This is a genomic window from Variovorax sp. GW821-FHT10D07 (assembly GCF_059415325.1).
The window spans coordinates 86,799-110,067 of record NZ_JBWKMZ010000023.1 but is presented as its reverse complement, the minus strand read 5'-3'; the positions used below and the strand labels follow the sequence as shown (position 1 = coordinate 110,067).

General features: G+C 68.3%; 15 protein-coding genes. 4 read left to right on the top strand and 11 right to left on the bottom strand.

Annotation, left to right across the window (positions count from 1 at the left end):
* The 9 genes from AC07PU_RS39475 to AC07PU_RS39435 form a co-directional block, all read right to left on the bottom strand.
* On the bottom strand, window positions 1-2,588 hold a 2,588-nt coding region (locus AC07PU_RS39475), incomplete at its 3' end, for an SPM autocatalytic domain-containing protein (protein WP_495323319.1).
* Between the two features lie 261 nt (window positions 2,589-2,849).
* Window positions 2,850-4,316 (bottom strand): HlyD family type I secretion periplasmic adaptor subunit, encoded by a 1,467-nt coding sequence (locus AC07PU_RS39470; protein WP_495323318.1) that lies wholly within the window; start codon window positions 4,314-4,316, stop codon window positions 2,850-2,852.
* The gene (locus AC07PU_RS39465) at window positions 4,313-6,520 is read right to left on the bottom strand and encodes a type I secretion system permease/ATPase (RefSeq protein WP_495323317.1); all 2,208 of its coding nucleotides are present in this window, start codon (window positions 6,518-6,520) and stop codon (window positions 4,313-4,315) included. The genes AC07PU_RS39470 and AC07PU_RS39465 overlap by 4 nt, the downstream gene beginning before the upstream one ends.
* 243 nt (window positions 6,521-6,763) lie before the next feature.
* The gene (locus AC07PU_RS39460; RefSeq protein WP_495323316.1) at window positions 6,764-8,440 is read right to left on the bottom strand and encodes an ankyrin repeat domain-containing protein; all 1,677 of its coding nucleotides are present in this window, start codon (window positions 8,438-8,440) and stop codon (window positions 6,764-6,766) included.
* Window positions 8,441-8,588: 148 nt separating this feature from the next.
* Entirely contained in the window at window positions 8,589-9,134 is a 546-nt protein-coding gene (locus tag AC07PU_RS39455; protein ID WP_296786786.1) for a nucleotidyltransferase family protein, read from the bottom strand.
* 74 nt (window positions 9,135-9,208) lie between these two features.
* Complete coding sequence (locus tag AC07PU_RS39450) at window positions 9,209-11,584, bottom strand: TonB-dependent siderophore receptor (RefSeq protein ID WP_495323315.1); 2,376 nt, start codon at window positions 11,582-11,584, stop codon at window positions 9,209-9,211.
* Between the two features lie 104 nt (window positions 11,585-11,688).
* Window positions 11,689-12,660: a FecR domain-containing protein gene (locus AC07PU_RS39445; RefSeq protein ID WP_495323314.1), complete on the bottom strand. Its 972-nt coding sequence runs from the start codon at window positions 12,658-12,660 to the stop codon at window positions 11,689-11,691.
* Window positions 12,657-13,142: a sigma-70 family RNA polymerase sigma factor gene (locus AC07PU_RS39440; protein ID WP_281078368.1), complete on the bottom strand. Its 486-nt coding sequence runs from the start codon at window positions 13,140-13,142 to the stop codon at window positions 12,657-12,659. The genes AC07PU_RS39445 and AC07PU_RS39440 overlap by 4 nt, the downstream gene beginning before the upstream one ends.
* Window positions 13,143-13,272: 130 nt before the next feature.
* Window positions 13,273-14,172, bottom strand: a complete 900-nt coding sequence (locus tag AC07PU_RS39435; protein ID WP_495323313.1) for a LysR family transcriptional regulator — start codon at window positions 14,170-14,172, stop codon at window positions 13,273-13,275.
* A gap of 93 nt (window positions 14,173-14,265) precedes the next feature.
* Between AC07PU_RS39435 and AC07PU_RS39430 the strand changes: the two genes are divergently transcribed.
* From AC07PU_RS39430 to AC07PU_RS39415, 4 genes are all read left to right on the top strand, one after another.
* Window positions 14,266-15,042 (top strand): enoyl-CoA hydratase-related protein, encoded by a 777-nt coding sequence (locus AC07PU_RS39430; protein WP_495323312.1) that lies wholly within the window; start codon window positions 14,266-14,268, stop codon window positions 15,040-15,042.
* A 40-nt stretch (window positions 15,043-15,082) separates the two neighbouring features.
* Window positions 15,083-16,054 (top strand): Bug family tripartite tricarboxylate transporter substrate binding protein, encoded by a 972-nt coding sequence (locus tag AC07PU_RS39425; protein ID WP_431512962.1) that lies wholly within the window; start codon window positions 15,083-15,085, stop codon window positions 16,052-16,054.
* On the top strand, window positions 16,051-17,241 hold the full coding sequence (locus AC07PU_RS39420) for a CaiB/BaiF CoA transferase family protein (protein ID WP_495323311.1): 1,191 nt from the start codon (window positions 16,051-16,053) through the stop codon (window positions 17,239-17,241). The genes AC07PU_RS39425 and AC07PU_RS39420 overlap by 4 nt, the downstream gene beginning before the upstream one ends.
* A 308-nt stretch (window positions 17,242-17,549) precedes the next feature.
* The gene (locus tag AC07PU_RS39415) at window positions 17,550-20,780 is read left to right on the top strand and encodes an amidohydrolase family protein (protein ID WP_495323309.1); all 3,231 of its coding nucleotides are present in this window, start codon (window positions 17,550-17,552) and stop codon (window positions 20,778-20,780) included.
* 40 nt (window positions 20,781-20,820) lie between these two features.
* On the opposite strand, the gene AC07PU_RS39410 is transcribed toward AC07PU_RS39415, so the two are convergent.
* Window positions 20,821-22,263, bottom strand: a complete 1,443-nt coding sequence (locus AC07PU_RS39410; RefSeq protein ID WP_495323307.1) for an N-acyl-D-amino-acid deacylase family protein — start codon at window positions 22,261-22,263, stop codon at window positions 20,821-20,823.
* On the bottom strand, window positions 22,263-23,255 hold the full coding sequence (locus AC07PU_RS39405; protein ID WP_495323306.1) for a Bug family tripartite tricarboxylate transporter substrate binding protein: 993 nt from the start codon (window positions 23,253-23,255) through the stop codon (window positions 22,263-22,265). The genes AC07PU_RS39410 and AC07PU_RS39405 overlap by 1 nt, the downstream gene beginning before the upstream one ends.
* Window positions 23,256-23,269: the final 14 nt, after the last annotated feature.

The window sequence follows — 23,269 nt, the reverse complement described above, 5'->3', positions numbered from 1 at the left end:
CCATCGAGCACATCGTCGCCCGTGCCACCAGTCAACGTGTCGTTGCCCGCTCCGCCGTACAGCTTGTCGTTGCCAGCCATGCCGAGCAAAGTATCGTTTCCGGCCAGCCCATCGATTGAATCGTTCTCGACACTCCCCTCGAATCGGTCGTCACCATTCGTCAGTTGCTGCGCAATCGACTTCACAAAATCGAAGTTCCAACTGGTTCCATCGATGAACCGAATCTGCTCGACCTTGTAGCCACCCAGTCCTTCTGCGTTGAAGTAGGAGTTGACCAGGATGCTGTCAAGGCTGCCTCTCAGACGAAGGAGAAGCGAATCTCCGGTCCTGGTCACCACGATGTCAGCGGCCGCGATGTCTGGACCGAATTCGATCCTATCCGTCTTCCCCGTGCTGTTGTCGTAGTTGTTGAGCGTGTCCTGACCCCAACCGCGCGCGAACCGATACGTGTCTGATCCTTCGCCTCCCGTGAGTGAGTCATTTCCACCGCCGCCCTCGAGGACGTCGTTGCCGGTTTCGCCGTACAGCGAATCGTTGCCCGAACCTCCCAGCAGCGTGTCCGCGCCCGCGCCGCCCGACAGAGTGTCGTTGCCTGCCCCTCCGTCAACGATGTCGCCGCCCGCGCCTCCGTTGAAGCTGTTGGCGCTTGCGTTGCCAACGTAGATGTCGTCCTTAATGCTGCCCGCTGCTGCTCCGCCCGAATAAACATTCATGGCCCCAAGCTCCGACCTCAGTACAGAGTCTGCGGAAAGAGATTCGACCCAGTTGCGCAGGCGATCCAAACCATCGAATCCCACGGCGCGCAGCGTATCCTGTGCGTAGCGATTGAGCTCCACAAGGTCGATCAAGGCGCTACGCTCGTCACTGGCCTTCAGCGCATCCAGTTTCGCGACCAGTGCTGTGACGTCGAACCCAATTTCATCACTCTGGTCAATCGCCAGGCCAACGGAGTCCAGATAGGGCTTGAGCCTCGTCTGCAAAACCAAAGCACCGTAGATGCTCTCTTTTAGCGCCTCGTAGCTTTGTTTCAGCAACGCCAACTGCGCCGCAGGAGGGTTAATAAGGTAGCCCGGCCTTATCAGAGTTACTCCACCCGAAGTGCTCGTTGTGGTGCTGGTGGTTAATCCAGCAATGGGCCGAGCCGGAGGGGCCGAACCCGGCTTTTCGTAGAAACGCTCACCGTTGAACACCTCCAGCACGCCGATCAAATTGCGGAACTGCTCCTGCGTCATCCCTGCCGGCACCGTAATGCTCAGGCTAAGGTTGTCTTTGCCACCAAGGTTGTCCTCGATGCTGCTCCAGAAATCGCTGCTTTTGGCCCAGCTTGTGATCAGACTGTCGATCAGAGCCATCTGCGCATCACGCGTCGTGGCCGAACTGAAAGTCCCCAGTGCGATGGCCAATTCTGGGCTCAGACTCACGGCCTCCGCCAAATCGCGCACTCTGCCCGACCCCTGCATCGTCGGCAGCGCCTTCGCCATCTCGGTCAATGGAACCTTGTCGGTGAACTCCCGGTGGAAGTTGCTTGAATCGAGATCGATGGCACCTGCAGAAAGGTTGGCTGCTGCCACGCTGTGGTTTTCGCCGTTGCGCGTGAAGCTCGCACTCTGCGCGATGAAATTGCCATTGATGGTCGTCCCGGCCTGATTGCCCCCGGTCGTGTTGGTCGCGCTGCCGTTTACCCCGATGCGGGTGATGCCCAATTGGTCCAAAGAGAACAGTTCGCCAGCATCGGAAACGCCGTCCTGATCGAGATCGCGCCAGACCTTGACTTGGTTCCAGGCCAAGTCGGCGCTGGAGAAACTGCCGTCGGCGTTGCTGTCCAGGTCGGCCAGGGCGTCGAAGGCATTGGCGGCTTTTTCGCCATTGCGCTTGAGAGTATCGACACCGAAGAGCTCGCGTCCGGTCTGGATCAAACCATTGCCGTCGAGATCACGAACGAGGATGCCGTCATCGGAGCCGATCCAACCGGTGCCGGTACGGATGCCGTCTGCGTCGTGATCGAACAGAACCGAGCCGTCGGCTCTCTTGAGCTCCAGACCGTCGCCATCCAAGTCAAGCATCAGTGGGTCGACCGGCTGACGCCAGCCTTTGGCGCCATTGAAGCCTTCATTGACATCCGATTTGATATCCGATCCGGGCCATGGCATTCCCGTGAAAGGATCTCCACCGATATTTGGTACATCTTCGGGGAAAAGAACTTCTCTGTATCGCCACAGAATTTCTGGCAACTGACGCAACAAGTCAAGAAGTGGAGGGGCATTTATTGCCCCAGCATCCCCATTTCCTGGACCAACATTTTCCACCCTGTTATACAAATCTCGCCAGTATCTTTGATCATTCAGTTCTGCGGCTTTGGCTGGAGAAGCGGGGTTGGTGAAATCAAAAGTGGCATCCCATAGCGATGGCTTGTACCAGTTTCCATCCGAAGGGTTATAGCTATAGCCGTCGATAACATTTGGATTTTGATACCCTCCTAAATTTCCTGCATTCAAAATAGCTCCAGGCCCCAAAAGGCTGGGGCCCACCGTCTGGGCTGTTACACCATTCACACCAGCCGACCCCAGAAATCTTGAAAATGCGCTCATGATTCCCCCAAAATTAATATAGCCACAATTAGAACAACCACTATCACCAAAAATCCAGCCGTCACATATGTCCAAGCATTTCTTTCACGGCGCTTTATCCCGAAAATCTCCAAGACAAAAAACACAGCAAGGCCTATTCCATAGCAAATAGCGTTCAGCAAGAAATCAATAATCATTGATGAAGGCTTTCAAAAAATCATCATCCTCTCAAACTCTCACTCGCAGCCCGCTTCGTTATTTTTCGTTTTCGAGACTCAGCCGTCAGCGCTCCCTCAAGCTCTCACTCGTCGCCCGTTGCACGGGACTGAGCAAGAACTCAATAACCCGCCTCTTCCCCGTCTTGATCTCCGCCGTCAGATTCATCCCCGGAGAGAGCTTGATCGGCTTGCCATCCACATCGATGCTGGTGGCGTTGAGGTTGAGCGTCACCGGGAAGATCGCCCCGCGCTTCTCGTCATTGACCGCATCGGCCGTCACCGTCTTCACCGTCGCATCCACCGTCCCGTAACGCGTGTACGGGAAGGTCTCCAGCTTGATGCGCGCTTCCTGTGTCGGGCTCACGAAGCCGATGTCCTTGTTCTCCAGCGTCACCTCGGCCGTGACCTGCGCGTCGTGCGGCACGATCACCATCAGCGGCTGCGCCTCGGTCACCACGCCGCCCTCGGTGTGCGTCACCAGCTGCTGCACCGTGCCGGCCACCGGCGCCTTCAAGGTCGTCAGGCGCTCTCGTTGCCCCGCCTTGGCGAGTTCCTGCGTGCCCTGCTGGCGCTTGAGCTCGGCCGCGGCTTCCCTGGTGCGCAGTGCATTGCGGGTCTCGGCGATGTAGGAGGCCCTGGTGTTCTCGCTCTCGCGCAGCGTCGCGTTCGCCTCGGCCAGCCGCGCGCGCTGAGTGGCGAGGTCGCGCTCCAGCTCGATGCGCTCGCGCGTGCGGTCCTGGTTCGCATGGCTGGACATGAAGCCCTGGTTGGCCAGCTGATGGAAGTCGGCCTCTCTCTGTTTGGCAATCGGCAGCGTGGTCTCGAGCTTGGCCACCATCTCGCGCACGGTGGCGATCTCGGCCTGGCGGCGCTGCAGTTCGGCCGCCGCCTTCGCGAGCTTGGCGGTGATGTCGCTCCATTCGTCGCTCAGCTGGAGCTTCGCCGCGGCGACGTCCACCTCGCTCCACGCCGGCAGGTTCGTGCCCAGCTCCGGCGCTCGGGGAGATGAGGCATTGAGTGCCTGCAGCAAGGCCCGTGTCCTTAGAACCTCCGACTGCGCCGACTTCAACTGCTCGTCGATGCTGGTCTTGTCTGCATTGGCGCTGGTCGGATCGAGCTCGACCAATGCCTGTCCGGCCTCCACATGATCCCCATCCTTCACCAGCACCCGCTTGACCACGCTGACCTCCAGCGGCTGGATCAGCTTGGTGCGCTCGCTCACCACGATCTTGCCCGGCGCCACCGCCACGATGTCCACCTGCCCGACGATGGACCACACCAGCGCGATCAGGAACAGCGCGATCAGCGCGAAGGCCAGTCGCCTCGGTGCGGGGTGCACGGGCGTGTCCTGCAGGCTCAGCGCCGCCGGCAGGAAGGCGGCTTCGTCGCTCAGGCGCTTCGGTCCGGCCAGCTCATGGCGGTGCCGCCAGGCGGCCCGGAAGACCGAGCCATAGCGCCCGAGTAGCTCGAACACCGGATGGCGCACGCTCGGCTGGTTGGCCGCGTCGGTGCGTTGGATGGGGACGGTCATGCCGGCACCTCCATGCCCGCGGGCTTGCCGCCGTTATTGCCCTCCATGTGCCCACCGCCCTGCATGTTCCACAAGTACGCATAGATGCCCTTGGGCCGATTGAGCAGCGCCTCGTGCGTGCCGCCCTCCACGATGCGCCCCTTCTCCATCACGATGATCCGGTCGGCATAGCGCACGGCGCTCAGGCGGTGGGCGATGATGAAGACCGTGCGCCCCTTGCAGATGTGGGCCATGTTGCGCTGCACGATGGCCTCGCTCTCGTAGTCCAGCGCGCTGGTGGCCTCGTCGAAGATCAGGATGCGCGGCTGCGTGAACAGCGCTCGCGCAATGGCGATGCGCTGGCGCTGGCCGCCCGACAGGCTCGCGCCCTGTTCGCCCACCACGGTGTCGTAGCCCTCGGGCAGCTCGCTGATGAACTCGTGCGCGCCCGCCAGCCGCGCCGCGTGCAGCACCGCCTCCAGCGGCGCGGCCGGGTCGGCGATCGCGATGTTCTCGCGCACGCTGCGGTTGAACAGGGTGTTCTCCTGCAGCACCACGCCCACCTGTCTTCTGAGCTGCGCCGCGTCGATCAGGCCGATGTCGATGCCGTCGACCAGCAGTCGTCCCTGCTCGGGCGTGTACAGCCGCTGGACGAGCTTGGTCAGCGTGCTCTTGCCCGAGCCCGAGCGCCCGACGATGCCGATGACCTCGCCCGGGCGCACGTCCAGGCTCACGCCGTGCAGCACGGGCGGGGCCTCGGGCCGGTAGCGGAAGGTCAGGCCTTCCAGCGTGACGCGGCCCTTGAGCGCGGGCAGTTGGGCCGCCGTGCTCGGCGGCACCTCGGTACGCGTGTTGAGGATGTCCCCCAGCCGGGCCATGGAGATGCCGGTCTGCTGGAAGTCGGTCCACAGCTGCGCCATGCGCATGATGGGCTGCGACACGCGCTGGGCGAACATGTTGAAGGCGACGAACTGGCCCACGGTGAGACCTGCACCGGTCGCGTCGTTGTTCATCACGAGGTGGGCGCCGTACCAGAGGGTGGCGGCATTGACCAGCTTACCGATCAGGTTCACGCCCTCGTGGGCCCAGCTCGCGAGGTTCTGGGTGCGGAAGCTCGCGCTGACGTAGGCGGCGAGCTGGTTGTCCCAGCGCCGCGCGAAGGCCGGCTCCAGCGCGGTGGCCTTGACCGTCTGGATGGCGCCCACGGTCTCCACCAGCATGGCCTGGTTCTCCGCGCCGCGCGCGAACTTCTCGTCCAGGCGTCGGCGCAGGATCGGCACCACCGCCAGGCTCAGGCCGAAGTACAGCGGCAGGCTCACCAGCACGATCAGCGTGAGCGGCACGCTGTAGAACAGCATGATGGCCACGAAGACGACCGAGAACACGACGTCCAGCAGCACGGTCAGGGCGTTGCCGGTGAGGAAGCTGCGGATGTTCTCGAGCTCGCGCACGCGCGCCACGGAGTCGCCCACGCGCCGGGCCTGGAAGTAGGCCAGGGGCAGTTGCACGAGGTGGCGGAACAGCCGCGCGCCCAGTTCCACGTCGATGCGGCTGGTGGTGTGGCTGAAGACGTAGCTGCGCAGGCCATTGAGCAGCGACTCGAAGATGACCACCACCACCAGCCCCACGACCAGCACGTCCAGCGTGGTGAGGCCGCGGTGCACGAGCACCTTGTCCATCACGACCTGGAAGAACAGCGGGCTGACCAGCGCGAACAGCTGCAGCATGAACGAGATCAGCAGCACCTCGCCCAGCAGCCGCCGGTGCTTCACCAAGCTGGGGATGAACCAGGAGAAGTCGAACTTGGCCAACTCTCCCACGAGGCTGGCGCGGCTGGTGACGAGGATGAGTTCGCCGCTCCAGTGGGTGGCGAAGACTTCCAGGGGTTCGATGACGGGGCGCGGGGTAGGTGCGGCGGGGTCTTGCAGCAGGACGCGCTGGCCGTCGCACTGGGCGAGGATGACGAAGCGCTCGCTGCCGTCGGGATCACGCAGTGCCGCGAGGGCGGGCAGGGGCGTGTGGGTAAGGCGCTCGATGCCGCTGCGGCTGGACTTGGCCTTCAGGCCCAGGTGGCGGGCTGCGCGCAACAGGGTTGCGGTGTCGACAGCTTCCGAAGAGGCCAAGCCCAGTTGGTGGGCCAGCAGGGCAGGGTCTGCTGCGATCTGGTGGAAGCGCGCGAGCGTGCACAGCGCGGCGAGGGCAAGCCTCGCGTCGGGCGCGCTCATCCCGTGCACTGTGGCCGACGCCGCTTCGGCCGGGTCTTTTTCCTGGCCAATGTTCTCCCCCACTCCCATGCGAGGATCTCCCGATGTTGTTGAACATCAAGATACCTGAACTACAACTGACTAACAACTGAAAAACTAAGACACACCTTTGGTCCACCCCTTTGGGGGATTCCTTTCTTCTTACAAGAAGTGAAAGGCACGCCCACAGCGGTGCCCTCCGATCGAGTTAGCGGCGCGGTCCCTTCAGTTGCCCGAAGCAAGCTGCGAAGCCTTAGCCACCGACGCAGCCAGCAGAAACTCCGTCACCTCCTCCGAGAACGCCTTGCGCTGCCCATCGATCAGCACCGTATCGGCACTCGCCGGATCGGGCCGCGCGGTCGGCATGCCATGCGCGACCAGCGCCTCGGCGCAGCCGAGCCAGTCGCCGTCTTCCACGGGCTGGTTGTACGAGGCCCACGACAGCGAGCCGATGGCGTTGTCGCCATAGCCGTGTTTCTCGGTCCAGCTCGCGCCGTGCTCGAGCAGGAAGCGCGCGAGCGCGGCGTCGCCGCGGAACACGGCCTGGTTGAGCGCAGAAGCATCCCAGTCGCCGCCGCGCGCGGCGATCGGCCAGCCGCAGCGCACCATGGTGCGCACCGCATCGCCGCAGCCTTCCTGCGCCGCGAGTTCGGACAGCAGGCGAAGCTGCGATTCCGACAGCATGTCGACGAGGCCGGGATGCGCGGCCTGCAGCGCGCGGGCCGCCGGCTCATCGGCGCGCGCACAGGCCGCGATGAAGGCTTCCTGCGGCGAGCCTTGCTCAGTGCTGCCCGCGCCTTCGAGCAGGCGCGCGACTTCGACCAGCCCGAAGCGCAGCGCCAGCGTGCGCGAGTCGATGCCTTCGCGCGTGCGCACCGACGCATCGGCCCCCGCGGCCAGCAGGGCTTCGATGTGGGCCGGCGAACGGCGGCGGCGGATCGCCCACAGCAGCGGCGTGCCCCACTCGCTGGTCGGCTCGCTACGGGTGCCTTCGTTGGCATCGCCGCCATGGGCGAGCAGCAGCTTCAGCGCCTCGACATCGTCGAGGTCGAGCACGCGATAGAGCGCGTTGGTGCCGGTCACGCGCGCACCCGCCGCGAGCAGCAGCGCGGTGCAGGCGCGGTTCTCGAGCGAGTGGTAGAGCGACTCGTTGTCATTGGGATCGGCGCCGGCATCGAGCAGCAGCCGCGTGGTCTCGGGGTCGCGCTGCTGGCCGGCCGCGCCGTACAGCGCGCTCAGCCGCTCGTTTTCGTTGGGCATGTCCAGCGACGCGGGCGGCCAGCGGTTGCCGATGGACTGGTCGGCCTGCGCACCGGCCGCGAGCAGCAGGCGCACGCAGGCGCGCATGCGTTCGCGGTACGCCGGCAATTGCAGGAAGGCCGAGTGCGTGACGGCCACCAGCGGCGGCAGCTTCAGCGGCCCGCCCGCGCGATACACCCACGAGGGATCGCGCGCGATCGCGGCGCGCAGCGCGGCCTCGTCGCCGACGGCGCAGGCCAGCCAGGGATCGTCGCCCAGCAGCTGCGGCGTTTCGGCGAGCAGCCGCTCGGCCACCGCGGGCCGCGCGCGGTGGGTGCCGCCGGCCACGTCGCCCGCATAGACCAAGCCGAGCCAATGCCGCAGTGCCTTCGCGGGATCGGCCACGGCCGCCTGGCGCGCGAGCACGAAGCCCTGCAGGTCGGGCCAGGAGACGAAGCCGTATTCGCGCGCGATGCACGACTGCGCGTCGTGCAATCGCAAGTCCATCGCGGCGATGGCCGCGTCGCTCCTCGCGGCCGCGGCCGGCAGGTGCGCGCGAAACTGCGCGATGGCCGCCGTGTCGCCCTGGCGGTAGGACGACAGCAGCGTCTTGGCTTGCTTCTTGAGATGGCCCAGGTCGGGCCGAGGGGGGATGCGCTTCACAGGAACCTCCGTGCATCGACGCCGAAGACCCGCAAATTCGGCTGCACAAAGGACTGCTGGTTGCTCAGCGTGCGAAGGCAAGTGGGTTCAACCCTTCCCGCGGGCCCGGGCGCGGCTTGCAACCGCGGGCCGGATGTTAGCGCATCGCTCAGGCTTCGATGCGCAGCCACGGCCAGCGCGCGCGGTACGAGGCCGCCTTGCGCTCGAACAGTTCGCGGTGCGGCACCAGCGGATTCATCGTGAGCACGCCCTCGTACAGCAGTTCCAGCCCGTTCGGCGCATAGAGCTCGCCGGGCCGCACGCCGACGCAGGTGGCGGGCACGAGGAAGCGGTCGATGCCGTCGCGCGCGCTGTGCAGCGCCTCGTAGCGCTCGCCGAAGTGCGACTCGTACCAGAGATGCACGCGCGCCTGGTTCGCCACCTCGACCTCGATGCCGAGGTCGCCGAGCAGCGCATCGGCGCGCGCCTGCACGCGCGCTTCGCCGGCCTGGCTCAGGTCCTCGGCGTCGAAGTAGAACAGGTCGTAGTCCTTGATCCGCGACGCCGGCGCGTCGCCCGAGCGCAGGTTCCAGACGGTCTGGAACAGGCACCCCGCGACCAGCCAGCCGTCGGGCAAGGCCAGCGCATCCCAGCGCTCGAGGATGGCGCGGTTGTTCGGGTTGCGGCGGATGTCGTCGAGGAAGCGGTCGTGCATGGAAACGGGAAATCGGCTGCGATCGGAAGCCCGGCATTCTGCGCCGTCTCCGCGCCCCGGATCCACGCGCGACCTCAATAGCTCGCGCGCAAGGTCAGCCGCACATTGCGCGGATCGCCATACACGCTGTAGAAGCGCGAAGGCAGCCGCGCGTAGTAGACGCGATCGAACAGGTTGTGCACGTCGAGCGTCAGCGACAGGTTCCTGTTGAAGCGGTAGCCTACCTGCGCATCGGCCACGGCATAGCCGCCCTGCACGGCCGCGCCACGGTCGGTCTTGCTGACGGCGCGCACGCCCAGGCCCACATGCAGGCCCGCGACCGAAGGCTGCTGGAACTCGTAGCGCGTCCAGAGCTTGACGGTGTGTTTGGGCTCCTCGCTCGAGAAGGGCTTGCCGGCGTTGCTCGGGTCGTCGGCGTAGCGCGTGTCGAGCCGGGTGTAGCCCGCGTAGAGGTCCCAGCCGCGCGCGAGGCGGCCCGAGACCTCGGCCTCCCAGCCCTTGCTGCGGACCTTGCCCTCGGCGACGAAGAAGCCGGGGTTGTCGGGGTCGGTGACGGCGCGGTTGCGGTCCTCGATGCGGAAGGCGGCCAGCGAGGCATTGAGCCGGCCGTCCATGAAGCTGCCCTTGGTGCCGATCTCGAACTGCCGGCCCACGCGCGGCAGCAAGGCGGCGTTGCCGACCGCGAGCTGGGTCTGCGGAATGAAGATGTCGCTGTAGCTGCCGTAGACCGAGATGTCGGGCCGCAGCTCGTAGACCAGGCCGCCATAGGGCGAGAACTTGTGATTCACGCCGCCGGCGTCGCTCTTCCATGCGCCGGGCGTGGGCAGCAGCGTCTGGCTCTCGCTGCGGTAGTGGCTCACGCGGCCGCCGAGCACCAGCGTGAGCGGGTCGGCGAGCCGCAGCCGCGTCTGGCCATAGAGGCCGCTCTGCTCGCTGCGCGTGTTGCTGCCGAAGCGGAACGGGATCGGGCGGTCGGGAACGTAGAGGTTGTAGATGTCGACCTGCGGGATGCCGACCGAGCCCGAGAGCGAGGTCTCGTCGCGCTTCGAGTGGTTGGCGCCGATCAGCAGGTCGTGCTTGCGGCCCCACAGCCTGAAGCTGCCCGCGAGGTTCAGGTCCAGGCCCTGCCAGGTGGTCTCGCCGCTCTGCGCCTGCAACGTGTAGGCCGCGCGGTTGTCGAGGCGCACCAGGCCGTTGATGTAGCCGTAGCGCGAGTCGCCGTCGATGCTGCGCCGGATGTAGGCGGCCTTCGCGACCCAGTCGTCGTCGAAGCGGTGCACGAACTCGGCATAGACCTCCTTGGCGGTGCCCGAGCTGCCGCTCCAGGCGGTGCCGAAGAAGGTCTTGCGCGGCGCGTTGAGGAAGCTGCCGTTGGTGTAGGTGCCGGGCCCGTAGTCGACACCGCGGTCATGCTGCGGCTGCACGCTGCCCGACAGGCTCAGCGTCGAGCGCGGACCGAGGTCGGCCTCGACGATCGCGTAGCCCAGTGTGTGGCGGCTCGTGCCCTGGGTGCGGAAGCTGTCGCCGCCCTCGGAGGACAGCAGCGCGCGGCCGCGCACGGTGCCGGCTTCGTTGAGCGGGCGGCTGATGTCGATCTCGCCGCGGTGCTGGTTCCACGAGCCGGCCGACAGCAGGCCCGAGATCGCGGGCTCGGCCAGCGGTCGCTTGCGCACCAGGTTCACGGTGCCGGCCGGCGTGCCCGATCCCTGCAGCACGCCGGCGGGACCGCGGAACACCTCGACGCGGTCGTACATCGAGAGGTCGAACTGGCGCAGGTACTGGATGCCGTTGTTGAACGGCAGGCCGTCGTACTGCACCTCGGAGGCATAGCCGCGCGACTGGAAATAGGCCGTGCCGTCGCCGTAGGGAATGGCGGTGACGCCGACGGTCTGGCGCAGCGCGTCCTCGACCGTGGTCATGTTCTGGTCGTCCATCTGCTGGCGCGTGATGACCGAGACCGAGTTCGGCACGTCCTTCCACGGCGTGGGTGTCTTGCCGGCCACGGTCACGGCGCGGGCGGCGTAGGAGCCGCTGCCTTCGGTGAGCGCGCTGCGCTCGCCGCGCGCGGTCACCACCACGGGGGCCAGGCCGCCGTCGCCCGATGCCGCGGCGCCATCGGCCACCGCCTTGCGCAGGCGGTAGTTGCCGGGCGCGACCGGCACCGCCTCGAGGCCGCTGCCGGCCAGCAGGCGCCGCAGGCCCTGCTCGATGCCCTGGCCGCCTTCGAGGCCGGGCGAGCGCAGGCCCTCGGTCAGCGCCGGATCGAAAGACAGCGTGATGCCGTTCGCGCTCGCGAAGCCGTAGAGCGCCTGGCTCAATGGCCCGGGCGCGACCGCCTGGTTGGCGGGCGCGTCGGCGGCCTGGGCGATGGCGGGCGGCAGCGCGGCGGCGAGCGCCGCGGCGAAGGCGATGGCGGTGAAGCGATGGCGCGAAGCGAAGGAGGAAGGCATGGCGGGTCCGGTCGGCAAGTCGGTGAAAAGGTGTTGCTTTCTGACTTGTCGAACGAGCGCCGAAAAAGGGACACGCAGCACCGCGACGCGCGCGCCGGCCGCTCTTAACCCGGTGCGCGCGCCCCGACCGTGACCCAGTAGCGCGTGCGCGTACGGACCTGCACCGGCAGCGTCTGCGCCAGGGTGGCGAGCACCTGGTCGGTGTCGGCGACCTGGAACACGCCCGAGATGCGCAGGTTCGCGACCTCGGGCGCGCAGTGCAGCACGCCCGGGCGGTAGCGCGAGAGCTCGGCGAGGAAGTCCTCGAGCCGCTGCCGGTCGGCCACCAGCGCGCCCTGCGACCAGGCATCGGCGCCGGCCGCGATGGCGCGCGGCGTGCCGGCGGCGTCGCGCGTGAAGTCGACCTCCTGGCCGGCGCGCACGACGAGGCGGGTAGCGTCGGTTGTGCGCGGCGCGATCTCGACCGCGTGCTCGAGCACCGCCACGCGCGTGCGCTCGTCGCCGCCACGCACCGTGAAGCGCGTGCCGAGCGCGCGCACCCGGCCCTGCGCGGTCTGCACGAAGAACGGCCGCGCGGGCAGCCCGGCGGCATGGCCGGTCTCGACCAGGATCCGGCCCGCGCGCAGCAGCACCAGCCGCTCGCGCTCGTCGAACACCACGTCGGCCGCGCTGCCGGTGTCGAGCAGCAGCCGGGTGCCGTCGGCCAGCACGAAGCTGCGCCGTTCGCCGACGGCCGTGCGGTACTCGGCCGCGAGCTCGACGCCCCAGGTGCGCCAGGCCAGCCAGGCGGCCGGCGCGCCGGTGGCCAGCAGCACCGTGGAGCGCAGCAGCACGCGGCGGCGCAGGCGGCGCGCGCTCTCGAGCGTGGGCACGCCGAGTCCCGTCGGCACGCGGCCGAAGGTGCGCGCCAGTTCGTCGGCGGCCTGCCAGGCGCGCTCGTGCTCGGGCGCCTGCGCGCGCCAGGCATGCAGGGCGCGGTGCCCGGCCTCGTCCATCTCGCCGGCATGCAGCTTCACGAGCCAGTCCGCGGCCTGCAGCACCACCGGGTCGTCGCCGCGCGGGCGCGTGGGGTTCAAAGCATCGAGGCGATGCATTGGGCAAAACCCGTGCGCATGTCGCGCTTGACGGTGCGCACCGACACCTCGAGCCGCTGCGCGATCTCCTCGTAGCCCAGGCCCTCGAGCTGCGACAGCAGGAACACGGTGCGCGTGCGCGCGGGCAGCGCGTCGAGCATGGCGTCGATGCGGTGCAGCGCCTCGATCACGAGCAGGCGGTCTTCGGGCGAGGGCGCCAGCGGCTCGGGCATGGCGGCCAGTTGCTCGACATAGGCCTGCTCGAGCGCGCGGCGGCGGAAGTGATCGACCAGCAGCCCGTGCGCGACGGTGCGCAGGTAGGCGCGCGGCTCGTGCAGCTGCTGCGCCTTCGAGGGTGCGGCGACCAGCGTGAGGAAGGTGTCATGCGCCAGGTCCGCCGCATGGTGGATGTCGCCGAGCTTCCTGCGCAGCAGGGCCTGGAGCCAGCCGTGGTGGTCGGCATAGAAGGCTTCGACGGCTTGCATTGGCGTGGCGCGCGGACCCATGGCGAGACTGTCTACACAAGAGAGGACGCTGGGCCCTACGATGCAAATGAGAACTATTATTATAAACAGACGCTCGGCACCGTCCGCATCGAAGCGCGCGAGCGCCCGCTCACTTCAGCAACGGAAAGCTCTGCGGCAACACCGCGAGCCAATGCCGCGCGGCCACCGACAGCCGCGTGGTGCGGCGGCGGATCAGCGAGATCCGGTGGCGGAAGCTCGCGAGGTCGGAGATCGCGATCCGCCGCATGCCCCACTGCTGCGCGATGTCGGCGGCATAGCCCGGCACGATCAGGAAGCCGGCGCCCTGCCGCGCGAAGCCCAGGGCCGCCGTGAGCGACCCGACCTCGATGTGGTTCTCGAAGCGCAGCGGCGTGCGCGCGAAGATCTGGTCGAGCGTGCGGCGGATGCTGTAGGAATCGCGCAGCGAGATGTAGTTGTAGGGCAGCAGCTCCGCGGCCCGGATGGAACGCCGGCGCGCGAGCGGATGCGCGTCGTCGACGATGGCATACATCGCGTCCTCGATCGCCACGGTGGCCTCGAGGCCGCTGATCTCGGAATCCGTGGTGCAGAAGCCGATGTCCACCACGCCCGAACGCACGCGGTCCAGCGTCTCGTCGGTCGAGCATTCGTGGATCTCGAAGTCGATGCCCGGATAGCGCTGGCGGTAGCTCGCGATCGGCCCCGCCAGCAGGCCGTAGTGCATCAGCGGCGAGGCGGCCACGCTGACCTTGCCGCGCTCCAGCGTGATCAGCTCGGTGATGCTGCGCTTGGCGGTCGCCATGGTGGCCGTCACGTCCTGGGCGAACTCGAAGAACTCGCGCGCCGCATCGTTGGGCACCACGGTGCGCGTGGTGCGCTCGAACAGGGTCATGCCGAGCTGGTTCTCGAGCTCGGCCACCATCTTGCTCGCCGCGGACTGCGAGATGTGCAGGCCGTTCGCCGCCACGGTGAAGCTGCCGGCCTCGTAGACGGCGAGGAAGACCTGCAACTGGCGAAAGGAGATATTCATTCCATCTTCTACTGAATGCAGTAGAAAAATTCCATTGTGGCATGGGACTTCGCCGCGCAAGATGCGCCGGCTCACACAGACCAGAGACATCCCATGCATCCCTCCGACACCCGTCCCCAATGCCATGTCGCCCGCACCGCCGAAGGCGTCGTCACGGTCCGTTTCGACAACGGCCGGCTGAACCTGCTGACCGGGGACGCCGCCCACATCTACGCCGACACGCTGCAGGAACTGGCCGCCGACGAGACCACGAAGCTGCTCGTGATCCGCGGCGGCGACAGCGCCTTCCTCGGCGGCGCCGACATCAAGTTCCTGAAGGACGCCTCCAGGCGCGACATCGATGCCTACATCCGCAGCGTATGGCGGCTGTGCGAGACCATCCGCGACATCCCCTTCGCCACGATGTCGGTGATCTCGGGCTACTGCCTGGGCGCCGGCATGGAGGTGGCCGCCGTCTGCGACATCAAGCTGGCCGCGCACGACGCCAGGTTCGGCATGCCCGAGGTCAAGCTCGGCGTGCCCTCGGTGATCCACGGCGCGATGCTGCCCGGCATGATCGGCGCCACGCGCACGCGCGACCTGCTGCTCAGCGGCCGCATCATCCCGGCCGCGCTGGCGCTCGACTGGGGCCTGATCACCGACGTCGCGGGCGACGACGGCCTCGATGCCGCCCTCGCGCACTGGCAGGCCGAGATCGAGGCCAACGGCCCGCTCGCGATGCGCATCCAGAAGAAGCTGATCCGCGACTGGGAGCGCATGCCGCTGCAGGAAGCCATCAACGTCGGCATCGCCGGCCTCGTGAGCGCCTACGACAGCGACGAGCCCAAGCGCTACATGGAAGCCTTCCTCGCGAACCGGAAGCGCCGCTGAGACGGCACCGGCGAGCCCACGAGACATCCAAGGAGACACCATGAAGTTCAAGCCCCTGCGCCGCGCCCTGTGCGCCCTGTTCGCGCTGCCCTTCGCCCTCGGCGCCGCGCATGCCGACGACTATCCCTCGCAACCGCTCACGCTGGTGGTGCCCTTCGCGGCCGGCGGCATGACCGACATCCTGGCCCGGCAATTCGCGAAGACGGTGCAGGAGAAGCTGCGGCAGACCGCCATCGTCGACAACAAGCCCGGTGCAGGCGGCGTGATCGGCGCGACCCGGGTCGCGCGCGCCAGGCCCGACGGCTACACGCTGCTGATCACCACCACGGCGCACGTGGTGAACCCCTCGATCACCAAGAACCTGCCCTACGACACCGAGAAGGACTTCGCGCCCATCGCCATGCTGGCGCGCACGCCCAACGTGCTGCTGGTGAACCCGTCGCTGCCGGTGACGACGGTGCCCGAGCTGCTGGACTATGCGCGCAAGAACAAGGGCGTCACCTACGGCTCCTCGGGCACGGGCGGCACCACGCACCTGTCGGGCGAGCTGCTCGCGAGCCGAACCGGCGCGCCGCTGATCCACGTGCCCTACAAGGGCACGGCGCTGGCGGTCAACGACCTGCTCGGCGGCCAGATCCAGGCCTCCTTCGTCGACGGCCTGAGCGCGCTGAAGTACGTGAAGGCCGGCAGCCTGCGCGCCATCGGCGTCTCGACGCGCGAACGCAATCCCACGCTGGCCGAGGTGCCGACCATCGCCGAGCAGGGCGTGCCCGGCTACGAGACCGAGATCTGGATCGGGCTCTACGCGCCCGCGGGCACGCCGCCGGCCATCCTCGAGAAGCTCAATGCGCTGGCGCTGCAATCGATGGGCGAGCCCGGCTTCCGCAAGACGCTCGACGAGCAGGCGACCACGCCGGGCACCATGGACGTGGCCGCGACGCGGCGCTACGTGGCGAGCGAGATCCGCAAGTGGGGCGACATCGTCAAGAAGGCCGGCATCGAGGCCCAATGACGACCGCCGCGACGCGCAACGCCGGACTGCCGCTGTCCGGCATCCGGATCCTCGACCTCACCAGCGTCATCATGGGTCCGTTCGCGACCCAGATGCTGGCGGAGTACGGCGCCGACGTGGTCAAGCTCGAGCCGCCCGAGGGCGACATCATGCGCGAGATGGGCCCGCACCTCGAGCCGGGCATGGGGCCGGTCTACCTGAACCTCAACCGCGGCAAGCGCAGCGTCTGCCTGGACCTCAAGCAGCCCGAATCGCGCGAGGTGATCGCGCGTGCCGCGCAGGCAAGCGACGTGTTCGTCACCAACATGCGCAAGAAGGCGCTCGCCAAACTGGGACTGGACTGGGACACCCTGCGCCGCCACAACCCGCGGCTGATCTACGTCTTCCTGGCCGGCTTCGCCGAGCACGGCCCCGACGCGGGCAAGCCGGCCTACGACGACCTGATCCAGGGCATGGTCGGACTGCCGGGCCTGGTGGCCCGCGCCGCGGACGGGCGCCCGCGCTACCTGCCGCTCAACATCGCGGACAAGACGGTGGGCCTGTACGTGGTGCAGACGGTGCTCGCCGCGCTGCTGCAGCAGCGCCGGGCCGAGCAAGGCCAGTACATCGAGGTGCCGATGTACGAGACCATGGCCTCCTTCATGCTCAGCGACCACCTGGGCGCCGCCACCTTCGCGGCCAACGATGCCGACCAGGCCGGCAACCCGCGCCTGCTGTCGGCCTACCGCCGGCCCTACCGGACGGTCGACGGCTGGATCTGCACCATCGTCTACACCGACCGCCACTGGGAGTCGTTCATGCGTCTCGTGGGCGACGGCGAACTCTGGGACCGCGATGCGCGCTTTCGCAGCATGGCGAACCGCACGAAGCACATCGATGCCGTGTATGCCTATGTGGAGAGCCGGCTCGCCACGCGCAGCACTGCAACCTGGCTGCAATTGCTGGCGGATGCGGACATTCCCGTGGCCGCCTGCCCCGAACTCGGCGAGCTGATCGATTCGCTGGAGAGCGCCGAGCGCGGCGTCGTGCATCGTTACCAGGATGCCGCAGGCCGCTGGTACCGGGGCCTGTCGCCGACCGTGCAATGGACGCGCACCCCGCTGGCTGCCGGCGCGATGGCGCCGCGCCTGGGCGAGCACACCGACGAGGTGTTGCGCGAGTGGATGGGCGTGGCGGTTCCGCTTTGATGCCGCCCTCTCCTTGAATTGGCGCGCGTCATCGCGCCAATTTACTGCGCCAATTCATTGCGCCATGGCAGCATGGCTGCGCGCAATTCACCGATCCGAATTGGCAATGCGCCATCGCGAATGCCAAACCCTCATGGCGCCATGCAAAAAAATCGACCCGCGCCAGGGCCGATGCACGCCTGTACAGAGGGCCAGGGTAAGTAATCGGTAAGGAAGATTTCCAACACTGGTTTCGACATTGGCGATCGCGCCGATGTGCAGATCGGCCGCATCCGCGGACCGCAATAACACCTCATTGGAGACAGACCATGAACAAGCGCCAGGCAGCGTTGGCTTCGTCACGCCCATCGTTTTCGCATCCCTCTTCATCACGACCGCGGCGCCATGCGCTGGCCGCCGTCGCCGTGGCCGCGCTGCTGGCCACGGCCTGCGGCGGCGGCGGAGGTGGCGGCAGCGGCTTCCTGCCGATCGCGGGCGGCGGCGGCACGGGCGGCGGCGATGGCGGCAACAACGAACCGCCCGTGAAGATCCAGGCGCTGAGCACGCTGCAGGGCAGCACCAAGGACGTCGCGATCGAGTTCCACGAGGGCACCAACATGGCGGCCGCGCCCTCGCCCGATGGCCAGCGCGTGGCCTTCACCGCGCAGGGCGTGCTGTGGGTGGTGCCGATCGCCGGCGGCAAGGCCACGCGCATCACGGGCTGGGACATGGAGCCGACCTCGCCGGTGTGGTCGCCCGACGGCAGCCGCATCGCGTTCCAGAACTACGACGCCGAAGGCAACTTCCACATCTGGACCGTGCGGCCCAATGGCGCGGACCTCACGCGCATCACCAGCGGCGCGTTCGACGACCGCGAACCGGCCTGGACGCCCGATGGCCGCACGCTGGTCTTCGCCTCCGACCGCAGCCAGGACCGCCAGTACAAGATCTGGCAGGTGGAACTGGGCTCGCGCAAGTACTCGGCACTCACGCAGGGCGCGGGCACCGAGAGCAACCCGGTGGTCTCGCCCGACGGCACGCAGCTCGCGTTCGTCAGCGCGCGGCGCATCTTCATGCAGCCGATGGGCAGCACCGAGGCACCGAAACTCGTCGGCCCCGGCGTGCTGCCGGTGTGGCTGCCCGACGGCTCGGGCCTGGCCTACCAGGGCACGACCAAGTCGATCGTGGTCGCCGGCAAGGAGGTGGTGGCGCCCAACGAGGACATGTTCGCCTTCCCGCCGCGCTGGCTGCCCGGCGGGCGCTTTCTCTACACGGCCGACGGCAAGATCAAGATCCGCAACGCGGGCGGCGACGGCCTCGCTGAAGTACCGTTCAGCGCCACGCTCGAGGTGCGCCGTCCGGTGTTCGCCAAGTCGCGCGAGCGCGGCTTCGGCGTGCTCGGCGACCAGCCGGTGCGCGGCATCAGCAGCCCGGTGATCTCGCCCGATGGCCGCCGCGTCGCCTTCGTCGCGCTCAACGACATCTGGGTGATGCCGATCGGAGGCACGCCGGTGCGCCTGACCAACGACAAGGACCGCGACGGCAATCCGCAGTTCACGCCCGACGGCAGCGCGGTCTACTTCTCGACCGAGAAGGGCAACGGCGGCGCGCTCGCGATCGACCGCATCGACATCGCGAGCCGCGCGCGCACGCGGCTCGGCGCGCAGACCGGCAAGTCGATGGTGATGCCGAAGATGTCGCCCGCGGGCGACCGCATCGCCTACACCACGGGCTCGGGCACGCTCGAGGTCTGGGACATCGCCTCGAAGACCGCGCAGAAGGTGGTCGAGGCGGTGGGCTCGCAGATCAGCACGCCGCAGTGGACGCCCGACGGCAAGAAAATCGTGGTGGTCGACAACGACTCGGTCAGCAGCCGTTCCTTCGAGGGCTACAACAAGCTGCGCGTGATCGACCTCGGCACGAAGAGCGGCACCTTCTACCCGGTGGGCGACGCGCCGCGCCAGATCTCGGACCGCGAGGAAGGCGCGGCCGTGGTCTCGCCCGACGGCAGCAAGGTGGCCTTCGTGATGGACTCGGTGCTGCACGTGATGCCGCTGAAGGCCGACGGTTCGCCCGACGGCCCCGCCAAGGCCATCACCACCGAGGCCGCCGACCTGCCCTCGTGGGCCGGCGACTCGCGCACGCTGCTCTACAAGGCCGCCGACAAGCTCAAGACCATCGGCGCCGACGGCGCGGGCGCAACCGAGGTGCCCGTGAGCCTGACGTGGAAGCAGGCCACCTCTCAAGGCACGACCGTGGTGCGTGCGGGCCAGCTGTGGAGCGGCAAGGACGGCCAGCTGCAGAACGACGTCGACATCGTCATCAAGGGCAACCGCATCACCGCGATCCAGCCGCACGACGAGGCGGTGGCCAAGGCCGCGGACAAGTACGTCGATGCCTCGGGCCTCACGGTGATGCCCGGCCTGTGGGATGCCCACTCGCATCCGCTGACGCTCTACCAGGGCGGCCAGTACGGCCAGGGCTCGGCCTCGATGCTGGCCTACGGCGTCACCTCGACGCAATCGGTCGGCGGTCCGCTGCACCAGAGCATCGAGATGCGCGAGGCGCTCGAGGCCGGCAACCTGCTGGGCCCGCGCCTGTTCGTCTCGCCGCCGCTGTGGGACGGCAACCGCATCACCTGGAGCTTCGCGCGCAGCGTGCGCACGCCCGAGGCGGCCGACCTCGAGATCGCGAAGGTGCGCACGCTCGGCGTGGACTACCTCAAGGCCTACATGCGCGCGCCGATCCCGCTGATGCACAAGATCGCGCAGGCGGCGCTCGACATCGGCATCCCGAGCGGCACGCACAACCTGTCGCCGGGCGCGGCCTCGGGCCTGGCGGAGACCACGCACCTTTCGGCACCGCAGCGCCTGGGCTACGGCTGGTCGCGCTCGGCCGGCGGCACCACCTACCAGGACGCCTACGACCTGCACGGCAAGGGCGACTTCCGGCTGATCCACACCGCCCTGTTCGCCTATCCCTTCGTCGGCGCGGACCTGACCGGCGGCGACCGCTTCGAGCTGCTGACCTCGCCGAACTTCCTCGATGTGCTGCGCAGCAATCCGCAGCCGCCGACCGAGGCGGCCGTGGCCAGCGCGCGGCTGCAGGAGGACCAGGTGAGCAAGCTGCGCACGGCCGGCGCCATGATCGCCATCGGCACCGACTCGCCGCTGGTGCCGCCGGGCATCGCGCTGCACAACAACATGCGCGCCGCCGCGCTGACCAACTCGAACCTGCAGGTACTGCAGGACGTGACGGTCAATGCCGCGCGCATGAGCCTGGTCGACAAGGACCTGGGCACGGTGGAGGTGGGCAAGCTGGCCGACCTGGCCATCGTGCGCGGCAACCCGCTGCAGGACCTGAAGGCCGCGGCCGACGTGCGCTACGTGGTGAAGAACGGCGTGAGCTACTCGCTCGCGGAGATCCTCGCGCCGTTCCGCACCCCGGCCGCGCTGGCCGAGCGGCGCAGGACGGTGCTGGCCTACCAGCGCCTGTGCCGGACCACGCCGCACGAATGCGGCGAGGTCGCGAGCGGCTATGGGCATGACCACCACCACTGAGGTGGCACGCGGCCGGAGGGCGGGGCCACGGCCCCGCGCTTCAGCCGCGGCGCAGCACCATGCCCGCGTGCGCGTCCTTCAGCACGCCGTGCGCGACGGCCACGCGGCCGTTGACCAGCACGGCGTCGATGCCATCGGGCGCGGCCAGCGGGTCGTCGTAGCTCGCGCGGTCAGCGATGCGCGCGGCATCGAAGACCACGAGGTCGGCCGCGCAGCCCGCCGCGATGCGGCCGCGGCCCGCGAGACCGAAGCGCGCGGCCGGCAGGCCGGTCATCTTGTGCACCGCGGTCTCGAGCGCGAACAGCTTCAGGTCGCGTGCATAGTGGCCCAGCACGCGCGGAAAGGCGCCCCACAGCCGCGGGTGCGGCTGCACGTCGTTCGGCAGGCCGTCCGATCCGACCATGGTGCCGGGCGCCGCGAGGATGCGCTGCACGTCGGCCTCGTCCATCGAGAAGTAGACCGCGCCGGCCGGGCAGAGGCGCTGCGCGGCCTGCTCGAGGCCCAGGCCCATCTCGGCGGCGATGTCCGCGAGCTCGCGCCCGGTGTGCTGCGGCATCGGCTCGGACCAGGTGATGCGCACGCGCGCCGACTGGCTCACGCGCGCGGGAATCAGCAGAGTGGAAGAAGCGGCATAGGGATAGCAGTCGATGCACACCGGCTGCCCCTTTGCGGCCCGCGCGAGCAGGCGCAGCGTGGACGCGGAACGCCCGTGGTTCGACAGGCCCGTGAGCTTGTGGTGCGAGATCACGAGCGGCACGCCGAGCGCACGGCCCACGCCGAGCGCCTCGTGCAGCGCTTCGTCGATCGCATCGGACTCATCGCGGATGTGCATCGCGATCAGGCCGCCGTGCGCGCGCAGCGGCTCGCCCACGGCCGTCATCTCGTGCGCCGTGGCGGCGCGCGCCGGGGCATAGAAGACGCCGGTCGACAGGCCGATCGCACCCGCCTCGAGCGCTTCCTCGACATCGCGCGCCATGGCCGCGGTCTCGGCGGGCATGGCGGCGCGATCCAGGTCCCGCACATGCTGCGCGCGCAGCGTGGTGTGGCCGACCAGGAACGCGGCATTGGTCGCGGGACAGATCTCGCGCACCGCATCGAGGTAGTCGCCGAAGCGCGCGAAGCGGCGGTCGTCGCGCCCGATGAATTCGCGCAGCGGCGGCGGCACCCGCTCGAAGGGAATGCGCAGCGGCGCCAGGCTCCAGCCGCAGTTGCCGGCCACCACGGTGGTCACGCCCTGCATCAGCTTCGGATGGCGGTCGGCGGGCGGCTCCAGCAGCAGCCGGTCGTCGTGCGCATGCGCATCGATGAAGCCCGGCGCGACGATGCGGCCGCGGGCATCGATGCGCCGGTGCGCTGGCACGGCGCGCAGGTCGCCCAGGCGCTCGATCACGCCATCGCGCACGCCCACGTCCTGCCGCACGCGCGGCGCCGCGCTGCCATCGATGACGTCGCCGCCCTCGATGACCAGGTCGAGCGGCGGCATCAGTCGACGCGGGCGTTCGCGCGCCGGATCACCGCGGCCCAAACCGGCGTCTCGCGCCGCGCCAGTTCGAACAGCCGCTCGGGCGGCCCGCTCGCGGTCTCGAGCGACAGCCGCGCGAGCCGCTCGCGCACTTCGGCGTCGTTCATCATCGCGTTGAACTCGGCATTGAGCCGCGCCACCACCTCGGCGGGCGTTCCCGCCGGCACCACCACGCCGCCCCAGGCCACGCTCTCGTATCCCGGCACGCCGGCTTCCTGCACCGTCGGCAGCGCCGGAAAGAGCGGCGAGCGATGAGCGCCCGTGACCGCCAGCGCGCGCACCCGGCCCGAGGCGATGAAGGGGCTGATCGAGGACAGGTTGTCGAACATCACGTCGACCCCGCCGCCGATCAGGTCCTGGATCGCCGCCAGGCTGCCGCGGTAGGGCACGTGCAGCATGAAGGTGCCCGTCATGCTCTTGAACAGTTCGCCGCCCAGGTGACTGGTGGTTCCGTTGCCGGCCGAGGCCAGGGTCAGCTTGCCGGGATGCGCGCGCAGGTGCGCGACCAGTTCCGCGACGGTCTTCACCGGCAGCTCGTTGCGCACCACCAGCGCGTTCTGCACGAAGCCGGTCATCGCGACCGGCGCGAGTTGCCGATCGGGGTCATAGGGCAGCCTCGCGTAGAGCGACTTGTTGATCGCGAGCGTGCCCACGTTGGCATAGCCGATCGTGTAGCCGTCGGGCGCCGCGCGCGCCACTTCGGAAATGCCGACGATGCCGCCCGCGCCCGGCCGGTTCTCGATCACCACCGCCTGCCCGAGCCCCTTGGCCAGCGCCGCGCCCATCACGCGGCACAGCAGGTCGGGCGCGCCACCCGCGCCGCCGGGCACCACGAAGCGCAGCGGCCGCTCGGGGTAAGCCGCGGCGCGCGCGATGTGCCAAGGCCCGGCCGCCAGCGCGGCCGCCGACAGCAGCGCGCGGCGCCGGCCGCGATCGATCCCGGTCTCCAACATGGCTTGCATCCTTC

Coding starts and splice junctions, on each gene's coding strand:
- AC07PU_RS39470 (WP_495323318.1), bottom strand. CDS start 4,316: ATGACCGTCCCCATCCAACGCACCGACGCGGCCAACCAGCCGAGCGTG.
- AC07PU_RS39465 (WP_495323317.1), bottom strand. CDS start 6,520: ATGAGCGCGCCCGACGCGAGGCTTGCCCTCGCCGCGCTGTGCACGCTC.
- AC07PU_RS39455 (WP_296786786.1), bottom strand. CDS start 9,134: ATGCACGACCGCTTCCTCGACGACATCCGCCGCAACCCGAACAACCGC.
- AC07PU_RS39450 (WP_495323315.1), bottom strand. CDS start 11,584: ATGCCTTCCTCCTTCGCTTCGCGCCATCGCTTCACCGCCATCGCCTTC.
- AC07PU_RS39440 (WP_281078368.1), bottom strand. CDS start 13,142: ATGCAAGCCGTCGAAGCCTTCTATGCCGACCACCACGGCTGGCTCCAG.
- AC07PU_RS39435 (WP_495323313.1), bottom strand. CDS start 14,172: ATGAATATCTCCTTTCGCCAGTTGCAGGTCTTCCTCGCCGTCTACGAG.
- AC07PU_RS39430 (WP_495323312.1), top strand. CDS start 14,266: ATGCATCCCTCCGACACCCGTCCCCAATGCCATGTCGCCCGCACCGCC.
- AC07PU_RS39425 (WP_431512962.1), top strand. CDS start 15,083: ATGAAGTTCAAGCCCCTGCGCCGCGCCCTGTGCGCCCTGTTCGCGCTG.
- AC07PU_RS39420 (WP_495323311.1), top strand. CDS start 16,051: ATGACGACCGCCGCGACGCGCAACGCCGGACTGCCGCTGTCCGGCATC.
- AC07PU_RS39415 (WP_495323309.1), top strand. CDS start 17,550: ATGAACAAGCGCCAGGCAGCGTTGGCTTCGTCACGCCCATCGTTTTCG.
- AC07PU_RS39410 (WP_495323307.1), bottom strand. CDS start 22,263: ATGCCGCCGCTCGACCTGGTCATCGAGGGCGGCGACGTCATCGATGGC.
- AC07PU_RS39405 (WP_495323306.1), bottom strand. CDS start 23,255: ATGTTGGAGACCGGGATCGATCGCGGCCGGCGCCGCGCGCTGCTGTCG.